General features: G+C 73.3%; 20 protein-coding genes. 11 read left to right on the top strand and 9 right to left on the bottom strand.

Annotated features, from left to right (window positions below; translation table 11 throughout):
• The coding region (locus NBZ85_RS02165; RefSeq protein ID WP_261561436.1) for a tetratricopeptide repeat protein at positions 1–2,225 on the top strand (2,225 nt) is incomplete at its 5' end.
• Positions 2,226–2,286: 61 nt separating this feature from the next.
• Here NBZ85_RS02165 and NBZ85_RS02160 read toward each other — a convergent pair.
• From NBZ85_RS02160 to NBZ85_RS02135, 6 genes are all read right to left on the bottom strand, one after another.
• Positions 2,287–4,035: a hypothetical protein gene (locus NBZ85_RS02160; protein ID WP_261561435.1), complete on the bottom strand. Its 1,749-nt coding sequence runs from the start codon at positions 4,033–4,035 to the stop codon at positions 2,287–2,289.
• Positions 4,036–4,471: 436 nt separating this feature from the next.
• The gene (locus tag NBZ85_RS02155; protein WP_261553998.1) at positions 4,472–4,846 is read right to left on the bottom strand and encodes a hypothetical protein; all 375 of its coding nucleotides are present in this window, start codon (positions 4,844–4,846) and stop codon (positions 4,472–4,474) included.
• 52 nt (positions 4,847–4,898) lie between these two features.
• On the bottom strand, positions 4,899–6,239 hold the full coding sequence (locus NBZ85_RS02150; protein WP_261561434.1) for a DUF2399 domain-containing protein: 1,341 nt from the start codon (positions 6,237–6,239) through the stop codon (positions 4,899–4,901).
• On the bottom strand, positions 6,236–7,384 hold the full coding sequence (locus tag NBZ85_RS02145; RefSeq protein ID WP_261554000.1) for a TIGR02678 family protein: 1,149 nt from the start codon (positions 7,382–7,384) through the stop codon (positions 6,236–6,238). Before NBZ85_RS02145 ends, NBZ85_RS02150 begins: the two co-directional genes overlap by 4 nt.
• Positions 7,384–8,925, bottom strand: coding sequence for a TIGR02677 family protein (locus tag NBZ85_RS02140; RefSeq protein WP_261554001.1), 1,542 nt, complete (start codon positions 8,923–8,925; stop codon positions 7,384–7,386). Before NBZ85_RS02140 ends, NBZ85_RS02145 begins: the two co-directional genes overlap by 1 nt.
• Complete coding sequence (locus tag NBZ85_RS02135) at positions 8,922–13,085, bottom strand: TIGR02680 family protein (RefSeq protein WP_261554002.1); 4,164 nt, start codon at positions 13,083–13,085, stop codon at positions 8,922–8,924. Before NBZ85_RS02135 ends, NBZ85_RS02140 begins: the two co-directional genes overlap by 4 nt.
• Before the next feature lie 654 nt (positions 13,086–13,739).
• Here NBZ85_RS02135 and NBZ85_RS02130 point away from each other — a divergent pair.
• A complete protein-coding gene (locus NBZ85_RS02130; RefSeq protein ID WP_261554003.1) occupies positions 13,740–14,261 on the top strand; it encodes an AMP-binding protein in 522 nt (173 codons plus the stop codon).
• Positions 14,262–14,284: 23 nt separating this feature from the next.
• Here NBZ85_RS02130 and NBZ85_RS02125 read toward each other — a convergent pair whose 3' ends face one another.
• On the bottom strand, positions 14,285–14,899 hold the full coding sequence (locus tag NBZ85_RS02125) for a nitroreductase family protein (RefSeq protein WP_261554004.1): 615 nt from the start codon (positions 14,897–14,899) through the stop codon (positions 14,285–14,287).
• Positions 14,900–15,040: 141 nt separating this feature from the next.
• On the opposite strand from NBZ85_RS02125, the gene NBZ85_RS02120 reads away from it, so the two are divergent.
• From NBZ85_RS02120 to NBZ85_RS02085, 8 genes are all read left to right on the top strand, one after another.
• Positions 15,041–15,715: a TetR family transcriptional regulator gene (locus NBZ85_RS02120; protein ID WP_261561433.1), complete on the top strand. Its 675-nt coding sequence runs from the start codon at positions 15,041–15,043 to the stop codon at positions 15,713–15,715.
• Between the two features lie 157 nt (positions 15,716–15,872).
• Positions 15,873–16,751: a UGSC family (seleno)protein gene (locus tag NBZ85_RS02115; RefSeq protein WP_261554006.1), complete on the top strand. Its 879-nt coding sequence runs from the start codon at positions 15,873–15,875 to the stop codon at positions 16,749–16,751.
• Entirely contained in the window at positions 16,748–17,836 is a 1,089-nt protein-coding gene (locus NBZ85_RS02110) for a leucine-rich single-pass membrane protein 2 (RefSeq protein ID WP_261554007.1), read from the top strand. Before NBZ85_RS02115 ends, NBZ85_RS02110 begins: the two co-directional genes overlap by 4 nt.
• A gap of 103 nt (positions 17,837–17,939) precedes the next feature.
• Positions 17,940–18,704, top strand: a complete 765-nt coding sequence (locus tag NBZ85_RS02105; protein ID WP_261561432.1) for a TetR/AcrR family transcriptional regulator — start codon at positions 17,940–17,942, stop codon at positions 18,702–18,704.
• A 47-nt stretch (positions 18,705–18,751) separates the two neighbouring features.
• Complete coding sequence (locus NBZ85_RS02100; protein ID WP_163554560.1) at positions 18,752–18,997, top strand: AbrB/MazE/SpoVT family DNA-binding domain-containing protein; 246 nt, start codon at positions 18,752–18,754, stop codon at positions 18,995–18,997.
• The gene (locus NBZ85_RS02095) at positions 18,994–19,401 is read left to right on the top strand and encodes a type II toxin-antitoxin system VapC family toxin (RefSeq protein WP_261554009.1); all 408 of its coding nucleotides are present in this window, start codon (positions 18,994–18,996) and stop codon (positions 19,399–19,401) included. Before NBZ85_RS02100 ends, NBZ85_RS02095 begins: the two co-directional genes overlap by 4 nt.
• Positions 19,402–19,616: 215 nt before the next feature.
• Positions 19,617–20,060: a Zn-ribbon domain-containing OB-fold protein gene (locus NBZ85_RS02090; RefSeq protein WP_261554010.1), complete on the top strand. Its 444-nt coding sequence runs from the start codon at positions 19,617–19,619 to the stop codon at positions 20,058–20,060.
• Positions 20,060–21,187 carry a thiolase family protein gene (locus NBZ85_RS02085; protein ID WP_261554030.1) on the top strand — a complete coding sequence of 376 codons (1,128 nt, stop codon included), beginning with the start codon at positions 20,060–20,062 and terminating at the stop codon, positions 21,185–21,187. The genes NBZ85_RS02090 and NBZ85_RS02085 overlap by 1 nt, the downstream gene beginning before the upstream one ends.
• A 63-nt stretch (positions 21,188–21,250) precedes the next feature.
• Here NBZ85_RS02085 and NBZ85_RS02080 read toward each other — a convergent pair whose 3' ends face one another.
• A complete protein-coding gene (locus tag NBZ85_RS02080; RefSeq protein WP_261554011.1) occupies positions 21,251–23,140 on the bottom strand; it encodes a DEAD/DEAH box helicase in 1,890 nt (629 codons plus the stop codon).
• Between the two features lie 433 nt (positions 23,141–23,573).
• Between NBZ85_RS02080 and NBZ85_RS33930 the strand changes: the two genes are divergently transcribed.
• On the top strand, positions 23,574–23,654 hold the full coding sequence (locus tag NBZ85_RS33930; protein WP_261554031.1) for a hypothetical protein: 81 nt from the start codon (positions 23,574–23,576) through the stop codon (positions 23,652–23,654).
• A gap of 173 nt (positions 23,655–23,827) precedes the next feature.
• On the opposite strand, the gene NBZ85_RS02075 is transcribed toward NBZ85_RS33930, so the two are convergent.
• The gene (locus tag NBZ85_RS02075) at positions 23,828–24,241 is read right to left on the bottom strand and encodes a hypothetical protein (protein ID WP_261554012.1); all 414 of its coding nucleotides are present in this window, start codon (positions 24,239–24,241) and stop codon (positions 23,828–23,830) included.
• Positions 24,242–24,299 lie beyond the last annotated feature (58 nt).

Raw genomic sequence — 24,299 nt, 5'->3', positions numbered from 1 at the left:
GCGCGGGCGTGCGCAACGAGGCGTCCGGTCGGACGGGTGGGCACCTCGTGCAGGCCCGGGACATCGGCGAGATCCACATCCACGGGGCGGCACCGCTCGTGCCGGTTGTGCCGGGGCAGCTGCCCGCCGTCAGAGAGGTGTTCGTCGACCGGACGGCCGAACGGGCTGCGTTCCACGACATCGTCAGCCGGATCGGGGACGTGCCCAGTCCCCGGGTCGTCCTGCTCAGCGGGCTGCGCGGGGTGGGCAAGTCCGCGGCGGCGGCTCGGTGGGCGCACGAGATCCGGGACAGGTTCGACGGCGGCCAGCTCTACCTCGATCTCGGCCGGCAGTCGGGGCGCGGCGCCGTCGCCGCCAGCGAGGTGCTCGAGCAGTTCATCGAGGCGCTCGGCGGTGACCCGCACGACCCACCCGGGCCACGGCGGCGGACGGACGAGGACGGGCCAGACGCGAGCGCGGGCTCCAGCGCGAGCGCGGGCTCCAGCGCGGGGGCGGGACAGGACGCGAGGGAGGCTGCCAGGCTGCGCCGGTTGCAGGCCACCTTTCTGCACCGCGCCGCCGGCCGCCGCCTGCTGATTCTGCTCGACGGCGTGGCGACGGCGTCGCAGGTGACGGCGGTCCTGCCCGCGTCGGCGGAGAGCGTGGTGGTCGTGACGAGTCACCTGCGGCTGGAGGGGCTGCTCGACGACGGTGCCGAGCTGGTGACGCTGGGGCCGCTGGACGCCCGCTACGGCGCGGAGCTGATCGGCGAGATGGTGGGCGTCGACCGGGCGCGCCGCGAACCCGAGGCGGTCGCCGAGGTGGTGCGGCTGTGCGGTGGGCTGCCGATCGCGCTGCGGGCGGTCTGCGGGCAGCTCAAGGGCCAGCCGCGGCGGCGCATCGCCACCGTGGCCGAGCGGCTGCGCGACGAGCGGCGGCGACTCGATCGTTTCTCCAGGGACGGGGATCGGGTGGTCGAAGCCGCCTTCGAGGTGGGGTACCTGGACCTCCCCGAGCGGGCCCAGGCGTTGTACCGGGTGCTGGGCGTGCATCCGGGGCTGGAGTTCGACGTCGCCGTCCCCGCGGCGGCCCTGGGGCAGCCGGCCGCCGAGGTGGCGGAGACGCTCGACCTGCTCGTGCTCGCCAACCTGGTCGACGTGGACGAGGCGGGCGGCCGCCTCCGCCTGCACGAGCTGGTCCGGGTGCATGCGCTGCGCCGCGCCGAGACCGACGATCCGGTCGAGGACCGTGACCGCCGGCTGCACCGGATGATCGAGGTGTATCTGCGCCGCGCGGTGCTCGCCGACCAGGCCGTGCTCGGGCCGCGGCTGCGGCTGGCGGACGAGATCTGGGCGCGCCAGGCGGCGGCCGAGTTCCCGCCGTTCGACTCCCCGGCGGACGCGCTGCGCTGGTTCGAGACCGAGCGGCTGAACCTGCTGGGCTGTGTGCGGGCGGCGTCGAGGCGCGGCTGGGACACGATGGTCTGGGTCCTGTGCGAGGCGTTGTGGGCCTTCTACTACAACCGCAAGCACTACGCGGACTGGCGTGAGACACACCAGCTGGCGGTCGAGGCCGCCCATCGCCTCGGCCACCCCGCCGCCGAGGCGAGGATGCGCAGCCAGCTCGGCCGGGCCCTCGTCGAGCTCGAACTCTACGACGCCGCGCATGCCGAGCTCGACGCCGCGCTGGCTCTGGCCCGCGCCGCGGCGGACCGCCGGCTGGCGGCGTCCGTCGTCGAGTTCGCGGGGCGGGCCCGGTTCGAGCAGGGTGAGTACCCCGCGGCGATTGCGGCGTTCGAGCAGTCCAGGGCGGTCAACGTCGAGATCGGTAACCCGCGCGGGGTCGCGTTGCAGACGCACCACCTGGGCCGTGCGCTCAGCCGGTCGGGCCGCCGGGACGAGGCGGTCGACGTCCTCGCTGACGCGGTCGCCGGATTCGTTGCCGTGGGCGACGAGCGCAACCGCGCGCGGGTGCTGATCAGTCTTGGTGAGACCTACCGCGACCTCGGGCGGTACCAGCAGGCCGAGCAGGTACTCACCGAGGCATCGTCGATCATGCGCCGGCGGGACATCCCCTTCCAGGTCGCTCTCGCGCTGGAGTTGCTCGCCGACGTCGCGCATCGCGCTGGCGACGAGGCTCGGTGGCGCGCGCACCTCGAGGCGGCTCTTGCGATCTTTACCGAGGCCGCGAGTCCGCGTGCGGAACAGGTGCGGCGGCTGCTGCAGGGAGAGCGACCCGCATCCTGACCTCTGGCCGTGCCACGGCCCGCGGCCATGGCGGGTCCGCGACCACGGCGGCCGGCCCCCGTCACCAGGGTGGCGCGGTGGCCCGGACCCGGGTGTGCCGGACGCCGAGGCGGACGTCCACTCCGCGGGCCAGGGCGGCGAGCGGTCGACCGCCGACGACCCAGGCGTAGATGACGGATGCGAGCACCTCCATCGCCACCGGGTCCTCCCGCCCGGACGGCCCGTCGTCCTGGTGGACCTCAATGGCCGGGCCGCCGCGTAGGCGCAGCACGCAGCGGCCCGCCGTGGTGACGTCAGCGGCGATGCGGCAGCCCGGATAGTCCGCCAGCGCGCTCGCCGTCCACTCACGTGCGGGGAATCCCACGGCCTGGCGGCACCTGAGCAGCACGTCGGCGCTTTCCAGCAGGCCGAGGTCGGAGTCGGCGACGTCGACGGCAAGGTGCACGTCCGCACCGGGTGGTTCGGCTGGCCACGGCCTGTCGGCGGCGGCCGGAAACCGGGCTATCTCGACGATCACATCGCCGCCGGCCGCCTGTGCCCGCACCTGCGTCGACACCAGCATGGCGGTCGGGGCGCGCCCCTCCGGTTCGGGTGGGTCGACACTGGCGACCCGAGCCGGTCCAGGCGGCTCGGGCAACCGCATCACCCCGTACAGCAGGGAACGCAGCGTCGTCAGGGATTCGCCTGGAAGAGCGAACGTCCCCGCGGCGAGTTCGGCGTAGCGGCCCGGGACGTGCCCACCAATCGCCTCGTCGATCTGACGCCGCAACGGGTAGGCAGGTTCGAGCGCGGGTGCGAGGCGAAGCAGCCGCGCCGTCGATCCGGCCGGGTCCAGCTCGGTGGGCTCCCCTGCCGCGAGCAGCACCGGCCGGTCGAGCGCCGCGCCGTACACGCCGACCGACCCGTGGTCGCCGACGACCAGGTCGGCGGCGATGAGCGCGGCGCGCCAGCCCTCCCGCGGCGGCAGCAGAAGCAGCCCGGCCTGGCTCGCCTCGGCGAGCCAGCGCCGCACCTCGAGCGCGCCATGATGGGCCCAGACGTTGGGATGGATCGCCGCGACCACCCGGTACTCGTCCATCGGCAGGTCGGCGACGAGGCGCGCCGGCAGCTCGAGCGCCCGCTCCAGCAGCGATCCCGGGCCCCAGGTGGACGTCAGGACGATCAGCTTCTGGTCGGGACGGACGCCCAGCGCGCCACGGTACTCACGCCGGCGGTGCCGGCTCGCCTGCATCCGGTCGTAGCAGGGATCGCCGGCGACGACCGCCGCGGGAAGGGCCTGCGGGCAGGCGCGACCGAGCCGGTCGAGCTGCTCGGCGTGGGAGAGCACGATCGCGGTCGGTACCACCCGCCCGTCATGGACAAGCTGATCGTAGGCGAACCCGTAAACCTGTTTCCTGTTTCCTGTTTCCTGTTTCCTGTTTCCTGTTTCCTGTTTCCTGTACTTATTGTATCCCGCGCCATGCGGAAAAACGACCAGTGGTGCGGAGAGCCGGTGCAGGCCGCCACTCCGACCCGCGGCCACCGCCAGGTCGAATCGGCTGGCCACCGCGCTCTCCCAGGGAATCGCCCGGGCCCCGATATCGTCGAGAAAATCCGCCGCGCCCGGACCGAACGGCGATCCGTCGATGACGGTGAACAGCAGCCGCACCCGCGTGTCGCCGGCAAAGGCCGGGAGAACGTCCAGCAGTCGGGTGAGCGCGGTGACGTTGTGCACGACGATCAGAACCGCGCGGGATGCGGTCCGCGTCGACCGGGAGATCACTTCCGGCCCGAGCAGGACTTGAAGCCACCGCTTATCGATGGAGATCACCTCTCGTCGTCCCGCATCCCGGCCGTCCCGGTCGCCGAACCGATTCCGCCCGAGTCCGTGCCCCCCAAGTCCGCGCCCCCTGAATCTATGCCGGCCGAATCGGGCGTGACGGATCGGTTCGGGCGCCCACGGACCCATCCGAGATCATCCCCACTTCACCCCTGTGTGCGTGAGCGTGGCGGATGGGATGCGTAGAGCATCGATCGTGGGGCGGGGCCCGGCGGGACATGGGCGCAGACCATACGGGCCGGACAGCGCGTCGGGTGGGGGCACGGATGGCGGACCTGTCCGGGAACGGCGTCGGCAGCGATCCGTCCGCGGAGCGCGGACGGATTCACAATGAGTTGACGGGGAGCGTCGCCGGGCCGGGCGGTATTCTTCGTCAACCGCCACCGCCTGATGACAGCGATTGATCCTTCGGTAAAACGAGCCGACGTTACCCTCGGTGGCCGAAGGTGATGGGCCCGGAGATGTCGCGGGCCTGGATGACGTCGCCCTCGATGACCGCGTCACCACCGATCTGGTTGGTCACGCTGTCGTTCCTTCCGGCCAGCGCGGTCGCCTGAACCGACCAGCGCCGCAACGCCGCCGCGAACGCGGGGTCGGAATCCGCCCGGTCGGCCAACGCCTGCGCCAGGAAAGCGACGTCGGTGGAATCAAGATCATCGCGAACGATCCGTTCCTGGAGCGGACCTGCACCGAACGAACGGCGGACCAGGCCGACGAGAGCACGCCAGGCCGCGCCGCCCGCCTCACTCGTCGTCCCCGCCAGCACTGCGGAGATCAGCGCAGCGATGGCAGGCACACTCACCGGATCGAAACCCATCGCCTGACCATATAGCCGGCGACTTGGCGTGGTGGAGTCATTGCGGGAATGCGCGGCCGTGGGCGGTGAGTACCTCGTCCATCACCCGTTCCTCGTGCACGATCGCCCGCGTGTCATCGAACGCCGCCGCGAGATCGGGATCCCAGGGGGTGTCCGGGGCCGGGGCCGGGTCGCGGGGAAGGTCCACGTCCGCGGCGAGGGCCGCGGCGAGGGCCGCGGTGTAGTCGGCGGCCGACATGTGGAACGGGGTGCAGCCGGCCGCCAGGGCCCGCGCCGTCATCGCCAGGCCGGCGGCGTCGAAGTCGCCGTGGTAGCGCAGCTCCGCGCCGCTCGCCCGCAGCCGGGCGATCGCCTCCGACGGGGCGGTCGCCGGGTTGCCGCCCGTGCACAGCACCGCCGCGGGCAGCCGGCGACGGGCCGCGGCCTCGACCAGCCGGGGGTTCTCGACGACGAGTACGGGCGTGCCCGCGACGACGGCGATCGGCGCCGCGCGCAGCGCCAGCAGGGTCAGGTGCACGGGCAGCCCGGCGGCGGTCATCGCCCGCGCGGCCGAGGCGGCGGCCGAGTCGCCGAGTAGCGGCAGTGCCCAGGTCAGGACCGGCGCGGAGACGAGGTCGAGCGGGATGCCGGCGCGTTCCCAGGCGGCCCGCTCGCCGGCTGGGCCATCTCGGGCCACCAGGGCCCGAGTGACCAGGGCGGCCAGCCGGGCGGAGCTGTCCAGCGCGTGGGCGTCGCCGCATTCCCTGGCGGCGATCTCCCCACGGCTCAGCCCCGAGCCGGTGTGCGCGAGCACCGCCGCCACCGTGCGGACCAGATGGGTGACCTCGTCCGGCACGCGGCCGGCGAACAGCCCGTCGGACCAGGCCGCGTCCCGCCAGTCGGCCGCCCAGCCAGCCGCTGAACCGGTCGTCTGGCCGGTCGTCCAGCCGGGATCCCGGTCCGGCCCCGGGATGGTCGCAAGATGGGTCTCGACCGCCGTGTCCAGGGCGGCCCGGCGTCGCCGGGACTCCTCGCGCCGCACCAGCGCCGCCTCGTGGCGCCCGCGCGGCGCGCATCCGAGGGCGGTGAGCGTCTCGACGAGCCCGGTCCCGGTCAGCCGTTCGACCGCGGCGGCCACGTCGGCGAGCGGCAGCGCCCGGCGCCCCGCGGGCACGGGCCGTTCCACCATGACCCCGAGGCGGCGGCGTCCCTCGGCCGGCAGGGCGGGCAGCGCGAGCCGGCCGCGCCAGTCCAGGCCGTTGCGGTCCAGCGCCGCCGCGACGGCCTGCCACAGCGGGCGCAGCGCCGGATCGGCCAGGAACGGGTGCGCCTCGGTGGGCTGGGCCTCGGTGGGCTGGGCGTCGGCCTCGGCATCGCTCGGAGCCGTCGGTGGCCTCACAGCAGCATTGTCTGCTCGGGCTCGCCTGCCGGCGGTTCGCTTCGAGGCTCGCTGACGGTGACGTGCGCGGCGAACCGCGCGGCGGCGGGACGGGGGCACAACCGGCCGTCGGGCTCCCACCGGACCAGCCCCATCGAGGCGAGCAGCGCCACGGCCTCGTCGCGCAGCCGCGCCGGGTCGGCCACGGCGTCCTTGCGCCAGTACCGGCCGTACCGGTCGAGTAGATCGTCGAGCTCGTCGTCGACGGCGTCCACGGTGGCGCCGCCGCGATGGCGGGCCACGAGCGCCTCGAGGAGCAGCAGCGCCGCGTGCGCCGTCGTCCCGCCCGCGGGGAACGCCACGTCGCTGCATCCCCCGTCGACGTCGATGGCGGCGACCCCTTCGGCGCGGGCCTCGACGAGCAGGCCGAACATCTCCTCGCAGTAGCGGGCCTCCTCGCCGAAGCGCCGGCGCAGCTCCGCCCAGTCCTCGGGCGCCACGTCGTCGGCGTACACCACCGGGTCCTCCACCAGCCGCCGGCGCAGCGCCGACCGGCCGCGCCCCTCGCCCCCGGCCCGTTCCAGCAGGTCCGCGGCCGAGCGTGCCCCCACCAGCGCGGGCGCGGGCAGCATCGCCAACCGGTCGTTGCGGATCTCCAGCAGGGCGTCCGCGCCCTCGTCCGTCTCGTAGCCGCTGACCGACCGGTCCAGTTCACGCACCACGCCGTGCTCGACGAGGAACCGTAACGCGGTGACGAGGGCCCGCCGTTCCCCCGCGGCACCGTCCAGGGCGATTTCCGCGTCGGCCGCCGCGGACCGCACCTGCAGCACGAGGTCGCGCAGGCTGATCCGGTCGGGGCCCGCCGCCGTCGCGGCCAGGACCAGGGCGAGCACGACATACTGGCCGGTGGTGAACGGATGGTCGGTGCGGGTGCGCAGCGGCCGGTCGGGCGGGACGTAGCCGGACTTGACCAGCCGGGCCGTGTCGGCGCCGACGACGAGCCGGTAGCCCAGCCGCTGGGTGAACCAGCGGTCGAGCACGTCGGCATGCCGGCGGATCAGGACGAACAGCGACCGGTCGGCCTCGGCCGGGCGCCAGGGCCGGGCGAGCAGCGCCCGTCCGGCGGCCGCCAGCTCGCCGGCCCGCTGCGGGTCGTCGCCCGCCATCACACCTCCCGGAGCGGGAGCAGGGTCAGGGCGAGGTCGTGCACCGTCAGAGTGCCCACCGGGGTGCGCAGCGTGGTCGGCTGCCCCGGGCGGCGTTCGACGACGCAGCGCAACCCATCGGCCTCGGCCTCGCCCTTCGACCGGCTCGGCCCCATCGCCGCGACGGCCGGCCCCAGCAGGCGTTGCAGGCGGGCCAGCGCCGCCTCGGACAGCGGGGTGCCGTCACCGAGCGCGCCGTCGGGGCCGGCGGCGGCCAGCAGCTCCTGGCGCGCCGCGGCCGCCCGCTCCTCCGCCGCCCGGCGCCGGGCCAGCAGGTGCGCCCGCTCCCGCGAACGGTCGAGCATCTGTCCGGAGCGGCCCCGGTTGGTGGTGTCGCCGCGCTGGCGCAGGCTGACGGGCACCTGCGCCACGGGTGCGTTCCACCACGACGTGGCGGATGGGACGGGGTCGGTCTCGTCGCCGGCCGCCGCGGCGAGGTGCCGGGCGCCGAACAGGCCGAAGGCGGCCGCCGCGAGCCGGTGCGACTCCTGCGGGTTGTCGCGGCCGGCCTGGGAGAACCAGGCGGCGAGGCGCAGGTAGTCGGCCCGCCGGGAGGTGCCGCCGACGCCGGAGCGGGACAGCCGGGTGAGGTTCTGGGTCAGGGTGCGCACCGCGTTCACCGCGTCGTGGCCGAGGGTCGCGACCCGGCTCGGGGTGCCCGGCCGCCCGAGGAACCAGGCGGTGAGATTCTCCCAGTCCGCCGCGCTGCTGCCGTGCTCGGCTCGGACCCGCACCCCGGCCAGGCCCGCCTCGGCGACCCGCGCGGCCAGGCCGTCGCGGGCCCGGGCCACCAGCACGCCCACGTTCGGGGCCAGCACGGCGAGCAGCGCGGCGATCGGTCGGGCCCGGCGTTCCAGCGCCTCCAGCCGCTCGCCGACGTAGCCGACGAGGACCTCGGAGAAGAACGCGAACTCGGTCTCGTCGAGGTCGAACCGCGACTGCCACTGGTTGATCGCGGCGAAGAACTGGGTGATCTCGGCGGAGAAGGCGCGGTGCGGATCGAAGACGGCCCGGACGTGGTCGGCGAGCACCGCCGGGTCGGCACGGTCGAGGTCGAGCCGCAGCAACGCCTCCAGCGCGGCGGCGAGCGCGTCGAGCCGGCCGAGGGAGACGTCGCGGACGTCGTCGACCTGGGCGAGTACGCCTTCGACGAGTTCGTGTACCTCCTGCCCGATCCGAGTGATGAGATAACGGTTTCGGCGCCGGTAGTAGTCGGCGACGGTGCTGACCGTGCCCACCGACGCCGACACGTCGAGGTTGCCCCACTCCCGCAGCTTCTCCAGCCGACCGGCGACCGTCTCGATCGGGAGGATCACGCCTGCCTCGGCGAGCCGGGCGGTGACGTCGTCCGGGGTGAGCTCGGCGAAGAAGGTTCCCGCAAAGATCCCAAGGATCACCCGGTAGTCCGGGCTCTCGGTGACGTAGGCGAACACCGAGGCGTGCACCTCGCCCCGGCCCACGCCGGTGGCACCACTCGACCCGGCGGATTCGGCGTCGCTCATCGGGACGCGACCGCCAGCTCGGTGCGCGCCCGGCCGTCCCAGTGGTAGTGGACCAGCGCGATCGTGCGCAGGTCCGGGTCGCGCAGCACCTCGATGATCGACAGTTCGGGCACGTCCGCGTGGGTGCCGAACAATCGCTCGCTCGTCACGACGAAGTCGAGATCCAGGCTCACCAGCAGGCCGAACAGCCGGGCGTGATTGTCCTCCGACACCTTCGCGAAGGCGTCGTCGAGCAGGATCAACCGGGGTGCGCCGACGCCGTGGGGATCGTGGGCGGCCGCCGAGGCGGAAGCCGCCGCCGCCATCGGCAGGTAGGTGACGAGCTTCTTCTCCCCCTCCGACAGCCGGGTCCGCCGGCCGAGCAGCTCGTCGGCGCGCCCCGGCCGGCACAGGTAGATCCGCAGCTCGTGCCAGCTCCGGTAGTCCAGCACGTCGCCGATGACATCCCGGTAGGACGCCTCGGGCCGACCGCGGCGCTCCTCGTCGACGAGGCCGGCGACCGCGGCGCGCACGGCGGCGTCCTCCTCGGCGGTGCGCGCGTCCGGGTCCTTGGCCAGCAGCCGCAGCGCGGTGGCGGTGGCCGGGTCGAGGTTGCCGCGGGTCCGCCAGTCGAGCCGGACGCCGATGCCCTGGCTGGTCGTCACCGCTGTGAGGACCGCGTTCATCCGCTCGATCAGCTCCCGGGCGTCGAACAGCGCGCGGGCGACCTCCTGGGCGACCCGGCCGTGCAGCAGGTTGCGCAGCGCCTGGTCCTGCTGGACGGTGAGCAGCCCCCGGGCGCGGCGCAGGTCGGCCGCGACCTGAATGGTGGCGTCGGGCAGCACGCGGCGGCCGTACGGGCCGGAGACCTCCACAGCCAGCGGCGCGCCGTCCGAGCCGCGGCGGGACTCGGCGTCCCAGCCGGCGCCCAGGCCGTCCCGGATGGCGCGCAGCGAGCGGTGCAGGGCGTCCTCGCTGACGTCGCGTTCAGGCTCCGGCACGCGTTCGCGCAGCCAGGAGACCAGCCGAGACGTCCCGTCGATGGTGTCCGGGGTCGCCGGAGGTTGTACCTGCCCGCTCTGGGCCGCCGGGCCTTCCTGCGCCGCCTGCCCGTCCTGGTTCTCGGCCTCGGTGCCGCTCGGACGTTGCCGGGCGGACGCCGTGAGCAGGCCGTCGACCGTGGCCACGGCGAGCAGCTCCGCCCGCTGGTCCCGGCAGGCCCGCTCGGCCCGCTCGGCGGCATCCGCGGCGCTGTCCGCCCTCTCCCGCGCCGACACCGACATGCCGAACGCCTCGGTGTGGGCACGGCGGGCGGCAGCCAGCTCGCCGTCGATCTGGGTCCGCCGGGCGTCAAGCTGGATGATCTGCTCGGCAACCCGGCGCGGTTCCTCACCGAGCGCCGCGCGGGCCGCGGCCAGCTCCTCAGTGGCCGTCTCGGCGGCCAGCCCCGTCTCGGCGGCCTCCTCGGCGGCCCTGGTCAGCGTGTCGGACTCCGCGACGAAGGCCGCGACGGCCGCCGCCCAGTCGTCGAGGGAACGCCGGGCGGCCTCCACGCGCCCCGGCATCCGGTCCAGCTCCGCCTGGGCGTCGGTGACCGCGGCCGCAGCGCCGGCCAGCGCGTCGCCGTCGAGGGGGAGCCGGGCGGCCGCGGCGCCGGTCTGGGCTCGTGCCCAGGTCTGCTCGGCGGCGCGTTCGGCGCGCACCGCCGCCTCGCGCGCTTCGGTGGCCCGGTCGGCGGTGCGCCGGGCGTCGCCGGTGGCGCCGAAGGCGGCCGCCGCCGCGTCGTCGACTGGCGCGGTGGACGGCACGGTGCGGGCGTGGGCGCGCAGCAGGTCGGCGTGCCGGCGCAGCGTGTCGTGCGTCTTCCGCTGGACGTCGCGGCCCCGTTCGGCGACGTCCAGCGCCGCGGCGAGCTCGGCGATCCGGCGCTGCCGGGCCGCGGCCCGCGCACCCGCGCCGACATGCTCGGCACCAGTCTTGACGTGCCTGCCGCGCAGCGGTCCCGCGGCGAAGGCGCCGTCGACGTCCACCCACAGCGCGGTTCCGGCCAGGGCGCCCAGCCCGACATGTTCCAGGACCCGTCGCACGGCGTCCGCGCCGACCGCCGCCCCGACCGGCAACGCCGGGACGAGCGCGGCGGCGAGATTCGGCGCCACCGCGGGTCCCGGGACGACGAGCAGCTCGCCGGTCGCCGCCAGCACGCTGCCGTCGTCGAGCACCCGTGCCGTCAGCAGCCCGACCGCCTCGCACGCCGCCTCCAGACCGGCGCGAGCGGCGTCGTCGAGACCGGGAGCGAAGTCGACGAGCGAGGCGAACAGGGCGGCGTCCGCCGGTTGCGCGGCGCGCCAACCACCTCGCGGCAGCGGAAGCTCGGCGGCGGCCCGCACCGTGGCCAGCTCGGCAGCCAGCCGGGTGGCCTCGGCGGTGGCCGCCTCGACGCGGACCCCCGCCGCTGCCACGGCCGCGGCCAGCGCCTCCGCGGCATCGGCCGCCTGGGTGGCCGCGGCGTCGACGCGGGCGCGTGCAACGGCCCGCAGCTCGTCACCGCCGGGGTCGGGCGCGGGTGGCACGGGCAGCCAACCCGCGGGGCCAGCCGGCTCGGCCGGCGGCACCGCCCGCAGCAGCTCGCCGAATCGCCCGGCCCAGTCCAGCACCGCGGCGCGGTGGCGCTCCCCGGCCGCCTCGGCCTCGGTACGGGCCTTCGCCGCGCTCTCGCGCGCCCGGTCGGCCTCGCCGCCGGTCGTCTCGGCGACACCGTTCGCCGTCGCGGCCGCGCTGTCGGCACTGTGCGCGCCCCGCAGCAGGTCGTCCACATCGCGCACCTCCTGGCGGCGCCGACGCAGTGCGTCCGCGGCGGGCCGCAGGGAGAGATCGGCCAGCGGGTCGACGCCCGGCCGCGGTCCCTCCACCCCGCCGGCGTGGGGCTCGACCAGCAGTACCGGTGGGTCCGGCAGGCGCAGTGGGACGGCCGCGGGCAGAGCCTGCCGGGTGAGCTCGGCCAAGCCGAGTCGGATCCGGTCCAGATCGCCGTCGACGCGGGCCCGCCGGGCGGTCACCGTCGTCGCGGCCACGCCGACCCGACGCTGGGCGTTCGTCCGCTGCGCCGCCATCCGCGTCGCCTGCGTCCGCAGGTCCGCCACATGCTGCTCGCGGGCGAGCAGAGCCTGGTGGTCGCGGTAGGCGGCGGAGTTGCGCAGCCCGGTCAGCCGCGCCTGCGCCGTGGACTGCTCCTTCGCCAGCGCGTCGACCTGGGCGTCGAGCCTGCGTTCGGTCTCGGCCGCAGTCTCGGCCGCGGTGCGTAACCGCCCCCGCTGCTGGGCCGCCGAGCGGGCCGTGCTGACCGCGGTCGCCGCCTGCGCCACCGTGGCCAGCAGCACCCGTCGACCGTAGTGCCGGTAGGTGTCGAACAGGCTGCCCAGGGCGCGGTCGGTCTGTTCCAGCGCGGTGACGTTGCGCCGGTGGTCTTCGAGATCCTCCAGCGGCTGGGCGGCATCGGCGATGGCGTCCTGGGGCACCGGCGGGAGCGCCTCCCGCAGGCGTTGTGGCAGGTCGGCGTCGATGCGGTCGCCGACCCGTGGGTTGCGAATCTGATGGAGCAGCGCGAGGTAGCCGGCCGGGTTCGCACCACCGAACAGCCGCCGGGACACCTCGTCCTGGTAGTCCGCGGCCCTGGCGAACACGGCGTCCGCGCCGAGTTCCGCGCGCAGCGCATCGATGGTGAGCGGGGTCCGGTCGGCGGTGAGGGAGAAGTCGATCCGGGCCCGTCGGGGGGTGGAGAACCACCAGGAGGTGACCCGATCGGTGCTGCGGTTCGCCCGGATGCCGCAGCCGAAGCAGTGGTAACGCACCCCGCCGGGGACCTCGTCGTCCGGCCGGGCGAACTCGATCCACAGGTAACCGGTGCGCTGCGTCTCCTCGGTGTCGGCGAGCATCCACGAACGCAGGACGCCGGTCTGCTCGCCGGCGGCATCGATCCGGCGGGTGTCGGCCTCCAGTAGGAACGGCAGCAGCATGTTCATCGCCGTCGACTTGCCCGACCCGTTGACCCCGCGCAGCAGCAGGCGGCCGCCGGCGAAGTGCAGCGTCTCATCGCCGTACTGGTAGACGTTGAGGATGCCCGCCCGCGACGGCCGCCACCGCGCGGCGACCGGTGCCTGAGCCGGGTCCGGGGCCAGGGTCAACAGGCTCCTCCCCCAAACGGGTCCGTGTCCGGCGTGTCCTACCTACCGATTGTTACACGTTGCGGACCGTGACCATCTTCCCTGGCCGAGCCGTCACCCGCTGCGCCGCCATTGTCCGCGGGCCGCCAGTGGTTCTTACCGATGCGGCCGGGGTGCCCAGGCGAAGGCGGGTCGGGGCGGCGGCCGACGCGGTGGCGGTGCTCTCAGTCGAGACAAAGGCGGCAATCTCCCCTCCTCTCCCCGCTGGACGTGCCGACCAGGGCCGTGACCACGAGGAACAGCTATCGGGCACGCATGGTCAACGTCGTGCCTCGCGGCACCAGGCATTCTCATGGCACCGATCTGGTCATGTTTCGAAGCTGTAATACTCCAGCGGGTGACCCAAGTCATAGCGATTACGGAATGTCATCGTTGGTGCGACGTTGATCCAGTCCTGCTCACTCTAGGTGTCGACGGTCCGTATATGCCTGCACTAGCTTCCATGGAGACTTGCGAAAAGTAGTCGGTGAGGCAGTCGGAGCCGCGTTGTGTCACAAAAAGTGACACTACACAAAGACAACGAAGTGGGCTGATGCTGTACCACAGCTGGTCGCTACTGCCATTCTCGGAGGCGTACGCGGCCGTCGTTCCTCTCGGTGGCCGCGCCCACAACGCGTGCGGACCCCTTCGTTCTACGCGTTGGCGGGCAGATTGCTCGAGAGCGGGCCGACGTTGGACCTGTCGTCGGTGCGGGTCGCCCTGTGCGGCGGGGAGCCTATCGATCCGGAGGCCATCGAGAGGTTTCTTGCCGCAGCGGCGCGGCATGGCCTGGACAGAGACGCGTTCCTGCCTGCCTATGGATTGGCGGAGGCGACTCTTGCCGTCACCATGCCCACGACGCGTGGACTGCGGATTGACGAGGCGGACGCCGGCATTCTTGCTGGCGAGCATATTGCCGTACCAGCTACGGACCGTGCCCGGGCGCGCGGGCTGGTCCGGCTTGGTCCGGCGGTCCCCGGGCTGGAAGTATGTGTCGCCGATCCGCCGACGGGCCGTGCGCTTTCGGAACGGTCCGTCGGCGAGGTGCGCGTCCGCGGTACCTCCGTCACCGCCGGATGCCTTGACAGAGGCGATGAAGAATCGGGCGGGGTGAGGCTTACCGCGGACGGTTGGTTGGCAACCGGGGATCTAGGCTGACAGATCATAATTCGACACGCGGACTAGGCTGGGTGGCCCCAGCCGTCGTGGTAGGTGATCTCCTCGACCGGGGGCCAGTCGGCGGGGTGGAAGGTGTCGGTGGTCGTGTAGGCGACGGCCAGCATCGAGATCTGGGTGACGTCGTCGGGGATGTCGAGAATGTCGGCGACTTCCCGCTCGCGGCCGATCAGGTGGTAGCCGACCATGGTGCTGCCGAGGCCGCGGGCGCGCAGGGCGAGCTGGAAGCTCCAGATCGCCGGGTAGGCCGAGCCGTAGAAGGCGGACAGCTCCCCGTTGCCGCCGGCGGGGCGGCCCTGCATGCACGGCACGACCAGCACCGGGACGCGGTGCAGCGCGTCGAGCAGGTACTTCCCCGAGGCGAGTGTCCGGGCGTCGACCAGGTGCCCGTATGTCGCCTGGGACTCGCGGCCCACCTCGCGGATCGGCGCCGCGATCTTCTCCCGCAGGGCCTGGTCGCGCACCACGATCCAGCGCAGGTTCGAGCGCAGCATGCCGGCGGCCGGGGCCTGCTGGGCGATGCGCAGGCAGTCCGTCAGGACCTCGGGTTCCACCGGCCGGTCCAGATCGAGCTTGCGGCGGACCGAACGGGTGGTGGTGAGCAGGGTTTCGGCGTCCACGGAATCCTCCACTGATACCTGTACTTATCCCGTAAGCTTACAAGGTAAGTAAGGTAATATCACGCCCGCCGACCAATGCCACCCACTGGCCAGTGCCAGCCGCCGATCCCAGGCTCCGCTCACCTCGTCTCGGAGGGATCCGTGCCGCGTCAGACGCTGAGCCGGCGGACGGTTCTCGACGCCGCGCTACGGCTTGCCGACGAGCGCGGCCTGGCCGATCTGACGATGCGCCGGCTCGCGGCCGAGCTCGGGGTGGAGGCGATGTCGCTGTACAACCACGTCGCGAACAAGCGTGACCTGCTCGACGGCCTCGCGGCGCGCATCTACGAGTCCGTCCCGTTGCCCGATCCCGCGCTCGCCTGGGACGAGCGGCTGCGGTTGCTGGGTAATGGCATGTTCGCGGCGTTCGCGGCCCATCCGGTCGTGGCCCGGGCGGTGGTCGCCAACCAGGCCGACCCGCGCTCGGTCCTGGCGCTGCGTGTCTTCGACGCGTTCTTCGGCGCGCTTCTCGACGCCGGGCTCGACGAGCCGACCGCCGTGCGCCGTTTCCGGTCGCTGACCGGGCTGCTGTTCGGCGCCGTCCTGGTCCAGACGGCGAGCCCGGCCGGCGCGCAGACGCACCAGGCCGACCTGATCGACGACTGGTTGCGCATCGCGGCGCGCAGCGAGGAACTACCGCACCTGCGGGTCATCCTGCCCGTCATGGCCGCCGACGAGTGCCGGCCGGACTTCGGCCCCGAGCTCGACCTGTTCATCGACAGCCTGCGCCCGGCACGCCCGGTCGCCTCCGCCCCCGACTCCCCCTCCGCGCTCTGAGACGGCGTGCCGCCGTCGATCGATCCCCTGGACGCCGTCTAGCGTAAGGCTTACGCTAAGCGCCTCCACTCCCCGGACGACGATGGGATGACGCCATGGACGGATCGGTAACGACGGGGGCCGCGGGCTGTTGGCCGCCCCGCGATCGGGTCGCGGCATGACGGGCCTGGTGCAGGGCGTGCGACACGCCTCGGTTGCGAGGACCGTCGCCGAGCTCGCCGCGCTGCTGGGCAGCGAGGGCGGCACGCTCGCGCTCAGCGCGGTCGACGAGCGCACCGGCACGGTGGACCTGTCGTTCAGCCTCGACGACGCGGACTGCGGGGACAACTGCGCCCTGCCGCCCGACCAGTTACGGCAGGTGGTCGAGACCCGGCTGCGCAGCGCCCTGCCCGGCCTCACGGCGGTGCGCATCGACGACTCCCGCCAGCCGGTCCCTGCCGGTGACGGTGGCGCCGCCGGTGACGGTGGCGCCGCGCCCGCCGGTCCGGCGCCTTCGTCGATCACCGTGCTGGACCCCACCGGCGGCGTCGTTCCCGGTGACCCCGACCCGGGGCCGGATCTCGGCCCGCTGCGGGGCCGGCGTGTCGGGGTGCGGGTCGACGTGCTGTGGCAGGCGTGGGACCAGACCGTCGACGAGTGGATCGCCGAGCTGGAGCGGGCCGGTGCGATCGTCACGACGTGGCGGCGGGCCCAGGGGCTCAAGGGCGCCGAGGGCGAGCGCAGGCAGGCGGAGTACGACGCCTTCGTCGGCGGGGTCGACGCCGTCATCTCGGGCCTGGCGAACTGCGGCTCGTGCACCTCGTGGAGTGTCAAGGACGGCCTGAACGCCCTCAACCGCGGGCTGCCCACCGTCGTCGCGGCCACCGAGCACTTCGTCGGCCTCGCGCGCACCCTCGCCGCCGACAACGGCCGGCCGGGCCTGCGCCTGGTCGAGCTGCCTTCGTCGCTGAACACCCTGCCCGAGGAGCAGGTGCGCGAGTACGCCCGCTCCTCGTTCCCGGCGCTGCTCGACGCCATCGGGGCGGTCGTCCGATGACCACGGCGACCACGGCGACCGTGGGCACCCCGAGGTCCGCGCCCCCGGCGCTGTCGAGCGTGGTCCACGAGGTGCCCGCCGACCAGGAGGCCTTCGACGCCCTCGCGCGCGAGCGCGGCTGGAGCGACGGGCTGCCGCTGGTGCCGCCCACGCCCGAGCGGGTGGCGCGTTACCTCGCCGAGTGGGGGACGCCGCCGGACGAGGTGATCGGCGTGCTGCCGCCGTCCCAGGCTGCCGTCACCGCGGAGAAGCTCGCCGTCAACGCGGTGATGGCCGGCGCGCCGCCCGCCGCGCTGCCGTTGCTGCGCGCCGCGGTGGAGGCCGTCGCCGATCCCGGCTACGAGCTGCACGCCCTGAACGCCACGACCGGGTCGGTGACCACCGCCCTGATCGTCAACGGTGCGCAGCGGCACGCGCTGGGCATCCCGTTCGGCGCCGGTTGCCTCGGTGGGGCGGACGGGCGGGCGGCGTCGATCGGGCGCGCGCTGCAGCTGGTCATGCGCAACGTCGCCGGCCAGCGGGTCGGCGTCACCTCGCAGAGCACGTTCGGCCAGCCCGGCCGGGTCAGCGGCATCGTCTTCGGGGAATGGGAGGAACGCTCGCCGTGGGCGCCGCTCGCCGAGCGCCGCGGCGCGGCGGGCGACGCGGTGACGGCGTTCGGCACGATGGGGACGGCCAACATCTGCGAGGTGGTGGCCACCGACGCCGACGTGCTGCTCGAGTTCGTCGGGCGCGCGCTGGCCCATCCCGGGGCCAACGGCTACCTTGTCCAGCTTTCGTTCGCCGAGGTCGTCATCGCGCTCAACCCGGTCTGGGCCGCGCTCGTCGGCAGGGCGTACCCGGACGTCGACGACGTGCGCCGCATCCTGTGGGAGCACGCCTCCATCCCGCTGTCGGAGTTCCCCCGCCAGCATCAGCGCCAGTATGAGGACATCGGGTGGGTGGACGCGCGCGGGCGGGTCCCGCTCACCCGCCGGCCCGAGGACGTCCTCGTGATGGTCGCGGGCGGGCTCGGCGGTCTGCACGGGGCCGCGCTGCACAGCTGGGGCACGACGATCACCCAGACCCGGCCCGTCCGCCCGTGACTTCCGGCCCCGCCCGGGGCGCGCCCGCCAGACCTGGCGGTCCGGCGCGGCGCAGCCTTCGGGCGGGGCCGTGACAGCGCACCCTTCGGGCGGAGCCCCGACAATGGCGGGCGTGCGTGAATCCGCCGAAGGCATCCAGCCGCCGACCGCCGGGCGACGCCGGCGGGAGCGCGGCTCGCTGAGCAGCGGCGAGATCGTCGCGGCCGCGCGGGACCTCGCCGCGCACGACGGCCTAGCCCGGCTGAGCATGCCGGCGCTGGCCAGGCGGCTCGGCTGCGGCGTGATGAGCGTCTACCGGTACTTCGACACCAAGGACGACCTGCTCGCTGCCCTGGCGGACCAGGTGATGTCCGACCTGCACCGCCAGCTGCCGCCCGCGGGGGACGGCCCCTGGCGCGACGAACTCATCACCTACTTCACCGCCTACCGGGACCTGATGGAGAGCTTCCCGGTCTACCGCGAGGTGGTGCTGTACGCCCCCACCTTCGTGATCCGAGCGGCCCTCACCCCCGCCCAGCTCCGCCGGCTCGACACCGGTATCGGGCTGCTGATGCGCGCCGGCCTGCCCCTGGTCGATGCCGCTGAGGTCTACAACGTCTGCTTCAACTACACCCGCTCCTTCGTCGCCTTCGAGCACGCGGCGCGATCCGCTATCGCGGCCAGCGCGGCCAGCGGGGCCAGCGGGGTCAGCGGCGCCCCGGCCGCGGCGCCGACCCACGACAGGCGGCTTCCCGCCGACGAGTACCCCCAGCTCAGCCGGCTGGCCGACATCGAGAGCGTGCTGGGAGCCGACGAGCGGGGATTCCGCCTGGGCCTGGAACTGCTCGCCACCGGGATCGCCGGCCGCTACGACGTGGCCGAGCGGTGATCCAGATTCGCGGACCCGTCACGGTCGGAGAATGGTAGATTTATGGCATGCGAACTGCCATCGATGCTGCCGGGCGGGTCGTGATTCCGAAGGCGTTGCGCGACGCGCTCGGCCTCACGGCCGGCCAGCCGCTGGAGATCGCCGAACGGGACGGACGGCTGGAGATCGTGCCGGCACCCACGCCGATGACGCTCGTCGACGAAGGCGACGGCGTGGTCGCCGTGGCGGACGTCGACATGCCGGTCCTGACCGCCGACCAGGTGCGCGAGACGCTGGAACGGACCCGGCGGTGAACGCGGTCGACTCGAGCGTCGTGGTGGCCGCCTTCGCGAGCTGGCACGAGCACCACACCCTCGCCCGCAAGGCCCTGGCCACGCGGCCGCGGCTGATCGCGCACGCGGCGGTCGAGTCCTACTCCGTCCTGACCCGTCTGCCTCCACCGCACCGGGCCCAGCCATCGCTCGTGCACACGTTCCTCGCCGAGCGGTTCCCCGATCCGTTCCTGCCCCTGTCGGACGCCGGCTACCGGGACCTCCTCGCCAGGTTGGCAACCAGTCAGATCCTCGGCGGGCCCGCCTATGACGCCCTGATCGCCTTCACCGCCGCCGAGCACCGGGCGACCCTGCTGAGCCTGGACCAGCGGGCCGCCGTGACGTACAAGGCCGTCGGGGCCAGCGTGGAACAGCTCGCGCCCTGACGCCGGTGCATCGGCGGGTCCGCGGTGTGGCGGGCTCCTTGCTCGGGGACGACGCGCCGAACTACGGTGCCTGTGGGAGCAAGTGCCGGCAACGCTGTCGTCGGTCATGATCGGCGTGGGCTGTCTTCGGCGCGCTGACGGGGCGGTTGCTGCCATGGTCTTCTGGTCCCAGGCCGAGCCGCCCCCGGCGCCCGAGGCGAGAGGACGAAGCTGACATGACGCAGCAGGCAGATTTAGTGAGGCCCGCGCCCCCCGAGATGGTGATCGACGCGTTGAGCGCGCCGTTCTGGGCCGCGGCGCGGGAGCGCAGGCTGGAGCTCCAGCGCTGCCAGGACTGCGGTCTGTTCATCCACCTCCCGCGGCCGGTCTGCCGGCGCTGCGGCTCCTTCCGCCTGGCGTTCGAGCCGGTGTCCGGGCGGGGTTCGGTGTACAGCTTCACCGAGACGCGCCGGGCGTTCCATCCGTTCTTCGCCGACCGGGTTCCCTACCTGCTCGCGTCGATCGAGCTCGCCGAGCAGGCCGACCTGCGGATGCTGTCCAACCTGGTGGGGATCGCCGAGCCCGACGTGCGGTTCGGGATGCCGGTCGAGGTCACCTTCGAGGACCTCTCCCCGGACCTCACGATCCCGGTGTTCGCGCCCGCGGGGAGCCTCGCGTGATGGCCGGGCGCCGGGTCGCGATCGTCGGCGTCGGCTACTCCGACGCCGGGCGTCGCACGGGGTTGAGCGAACGCCACCATGCCGCCCAGGCTGCGCGGGCCGCCCTCGCGGACGCCGGTCTCGAATCCGCCGACATCGACGGGCTGACCACCTGGGGCGGCAACCCGATCGACTTCGCGCACATGCTCGGCTTCTCGCCGCTGCGCTGGCATCTCGACGTCGGCATCTCGCCGGCGTTCATCAGCCCGGCCATCCATGCCGCCCACGCGGTCGCCAGCGGCCAGGCCGACACGGTGGTGGCCATGCGGGTGATCCTGCAGCAGCCGAGCCGGGCCAACCTGTGGGCCGGCGGGACCGGGATGGCCTTCGACGCGCAGTTCCAGCACCCGTTCGGCGACCTGATGCCGGCACAGTGGGCGGGTCTGCTGACCAACCGCTACCTGCACGAGTCCGACGCGACCGAGGAGGACTTCGCGAACTTCGCCGTCACCCAGCGCGGCTACGCCGCGAAGAACCCCGAGGCGCTGATGCGGGAGCCGCTGACGGCCGAGGACTACCTCGCCGCGCCCTACATCAGCAAGCCGCTGCGGCTGCTCGACTGCGACTACCCCTGCGACTCGGGTGCGGCCGTCATCTTCACCACCGAGGAGCGGGCCCGTGACCTGCGCCAGAAGCCGGTGTTCGTCGAGGCGACCGCGCTCTCGGCCACCCACGACATGACCTTCGAGCTGCTGCCCGACATGGTCCGGACGTCCCCGGTGCACTGCCTGCAGGAGCTGTGGTCGCGCACCGAGCTGACCGCCGCCGACCTGGACTGCGCCCAGCTCTACGACGGCTTCAGCGTCATCACCCTGCAGTGGCTGGAGGCGCTGGGGGTCTGCGAGCCGGGGCAGGCCGGTCCCTTCGTCAGCAGCGGCGGGACGAGCCTCACCGGCGCGCTGCCCACGAACACCGACGGCGGCGCGTGCAACGTGGGCCGCCGCCACGGCGCGAACTTCTGCATCGAGGCCACCCGGCAACTGCGCGGCGGCCAGTCGGGCGAGCGCCAGGTCGCCGACGCCGAGGTCGCGCTGTGGGCCAACGCGGTCGGCCCCTTCACCGGCGCGATGCTGCTCACCGGCTCGTAAGAGCAGCGGGCCCGCCAGCCCCGGGCCCGCCAGCCCCGGGCTCGGCCCCGCCGCGGGCGCCGGCTACATCTCCTGGCGCTCGCGGCGGATGGCGACCCGACGACCCTTGATGGTGGTTCCCCGCAGCGACGCGATCACCTCGTCGGCTGCGCCGTCGGGAACCTCGACGAGCGAGAACCGCTGAGCGATCTCGATGGCGCCGATGTCGCGGCCCGATAGCTGGGTCTCCCCGGTGATCGCGCCGACGAGGTCCTGCGGCCGGACGCCGGCGCCGCGGCCCGCGCCGACGAACAACCGGGCCATGCCACCGCTCGTCGGCCGTGGCCGCCGGTCGCGGCGGCCGGCGCTGTCGCGGCCGGCGCTGTCGCGGCCGGCCCGTTCGCCGCGCCCACCGGTCGTGGGTGGCAGGTCGGGGATGTCGTCGTCGCCGTCCGGCACGTGGCTGGCGTCGTGGGCGAGCTTCACTGCGGCGAGCGCGATCTCCATGGGATCGAACTCGTCGGTGAGGGTCTCGACGACGACCCGGAATCGTTCCAGATCGTCCTCGAGCAGGCTCTCCTGCAGCGCCGCCCGGGTCATCTCCAGCCGTCGGGCGTGCAGATCGGCGACGGTGGGCACCTTCTCGACGGCGATCCGCTGCCGGGTGACCCGTTCGATCGTCTTGAGCATCCGGTGCTCGCGCGGCTCGGCCAGGGTGATGGCCACCCCCTCGCGGCCGGCCCGCCCGACCCGGCCGATCCGGTGGACATAGGAGTCGGGCGCCGACGGGACGCTGTAGTTCACCACGTGCGTGAGCTGCTCGAAGTCCAGGCCGCGGGCGGCGACGTCGGTCGCGACGAGTAGATCGGCCGTTCCTGTGCGCAGGCGCTCCATCACGCGCTCCCGCTGCTCCTGGCTCATCCCGCCGTGCAACGACTCGGCCCGGTAGCCGCGGCCGTTGAGCGAGTCGGCGAGCTGGTCGACCTCCTCCCGGGTGCGGCAGAACACGATTGCCGATCGGGGTGCCTCGACGTCGAGGATGCGGCCCAGCGCCGCCGTCTTGTACGCCCGCGGGACGACGTAGGAGACCTGCCGAACGAGCGGCGCCGCGCCCGGCTCCGGCGCCGCGCGGCCGATCTGGATGCGGACCGGATCGCGCAGGTGACGACGGGCGATCTCGTTCATGCGTGGCGGTAACGTCGCCGAGAACAGCACGGTCTGGCGGCCCGGCGGGGCCTGCTCCAGGATCGCCTCGATGTCCTCGGCGAAGCCCATGTCGAGCATCTCGTCGGCCTCGTCCAGGACGACGGTGTGGAGGTTGTCGAGGCGGAGCGTCCCGCGGCCCATGTGATCGAGCGCGCGCCCAGGTGTGGCGACCACCACGTCGATCCCCTGCACCAACGCGCGTACCTGCCGGCCGATCGGGGCCCCGCCATACACCGGCAGGACCCGGGCGCCAAGATCCCGACCATACCGGTGGATCGCCTCGGACACCTGGACGGCGAGTTCCCGGGTCGGGACGAGGACGAGGGCCTGCGGGCCGTTGTTGCCGTCGCGGTCGTCCGTCAGGCGGTGCAACAGGGGGAGCGCGAACGCGGCCGTCTTCCCGGTGCCGGTCGCAGCCTGGCCGAGCAGGTCACGACCCGCGAGCAGAGGTGGAACGGCCTCCCGCTGGATCGGCGTCGGCTCCTCGTAGCCGAGGGCGGCGAGGCTGCGCAACAGCGCGGGCCGTAGCGCCAGCTCGGCGAAGCCGGCCACGTCAGTGCCCGCCTCGGCGGCCACGACGGCGGCCTGGTCGGTGGCCTGGTCGGCGGTCACGTCGGCGGTCACGTCAGCCGTCACGACGGCGGCCTGGCCCGGGTCCGGGTTCCTCACCTCGGCGAGATTCCCGGCGTCGTCCGGGTTACCCACCTGGTCCGGGTTCCCGGCGTCGGCCAGCTCCGTCGCGTGGTCAGATCCAGTGGTCGAGTTCATCCGCATCCCCCTACAGCGCCCGGTCCGTCCGGGCATCGGCCCTGGTGCCAAGCGGGGGCCTGGGTCCGACGGTAGTCGCTCGCCGCAGGTGGCTGCGCTCCGATCGACCGTCGAGGTCACCTGGCCGCGCCACCGGGGCCCGATTCGCCACTGCGGCAGGCGCACGCTTCGTATATAACTCAGTCAGCTATCAACGTCGCGGATGGAGATCGCCTTCGGATCCCCGGGGCGTCGCGCCAGCGCGGGTCCGCGACGGGGCGGCACCCGCAACGGTTGGGAGGTCGGACGTGGAACGCACCCTGTACGGGGAAGATCACATATTGTTGCGGGAGGCGGGGCGCGCGGGCTTCCTCGGTCCTGGCGTCGCCATCGACGGGTCGAAGACCTTCATCACCAACGGCTACTGACCGAGTACCGCGCCGCTCAGGCCTGGATGGACGGACGGGTCACGAAGATCTGGGCCGGCACCAACGAGATCATGAAAGAGATCGTCGGGTGCAGCCTCGGCTTCTGAGCCCTGGACGGGCCCGGAGCGGACACGGCGTTGGCCGGTGACCCCTCCCCGCCCGTTTTCCCCAGGCTGGGAGGGGCATCGCACGTACGCGGCCGCCCGGGCCGTGTCAGCGGACCGCCTGTCCGTGGTGGGTAGACCGCGGACTCGGCCGCAGTGCTCGGCGGGGTGAATCCTCAGGCGTTCCGGTACACCAGGTAGACATACTTGCCGCCGGCGCCCTTGTTCAGGTCGACGTCGATGCGTCGCCACGGCGCCTGCGGCTGAATTCCGCTGTTGTCGCCGAGAATGACATCAAGATCCTCGATCGGGCTGCCCAGATGGGCCTCACGGCTGAAGGCGGTGTAGATGTAGGCACCGCCGGCGCCCTTGTTCAGGTCGACATCGATACGGTGATAGCTCGACGGGGCCGGCTCGTCCTTGCTCAACAGGAAGATAATGTCGGTGATAGGAGCGCCGGCACCCTTCTCGTACGCGAAATACAGGTAGGCGCCGCCAGCGCCCGCGTTGAGGTCCTTGCCGATCTTGGTCCAACCATTCGGTGCCGGCTCGTCGTCGACGAGTACGGTCAGATTCGTGACACCACTCATGTGAACGCCCCCTGGCTATCGGAAGATCCGGTACCGGCATCGTTGCACAGAGAATCGG

Origin of the sequence: Frankia tisae, from assembly GCF_025403405.1 — a bacterium.
Taxonomy (GTDB): domain Bacteria; phylum Actinomycetota; class Actinomycetes; order Frankiales; family Frankiaceae; genus Frankia; species Frankia tisai.
The sequence above is the reverse complement of the archived record's forward strand: the minus strand, read 5'-3'. Positions and strand labels throughout refer to the sequence as shown.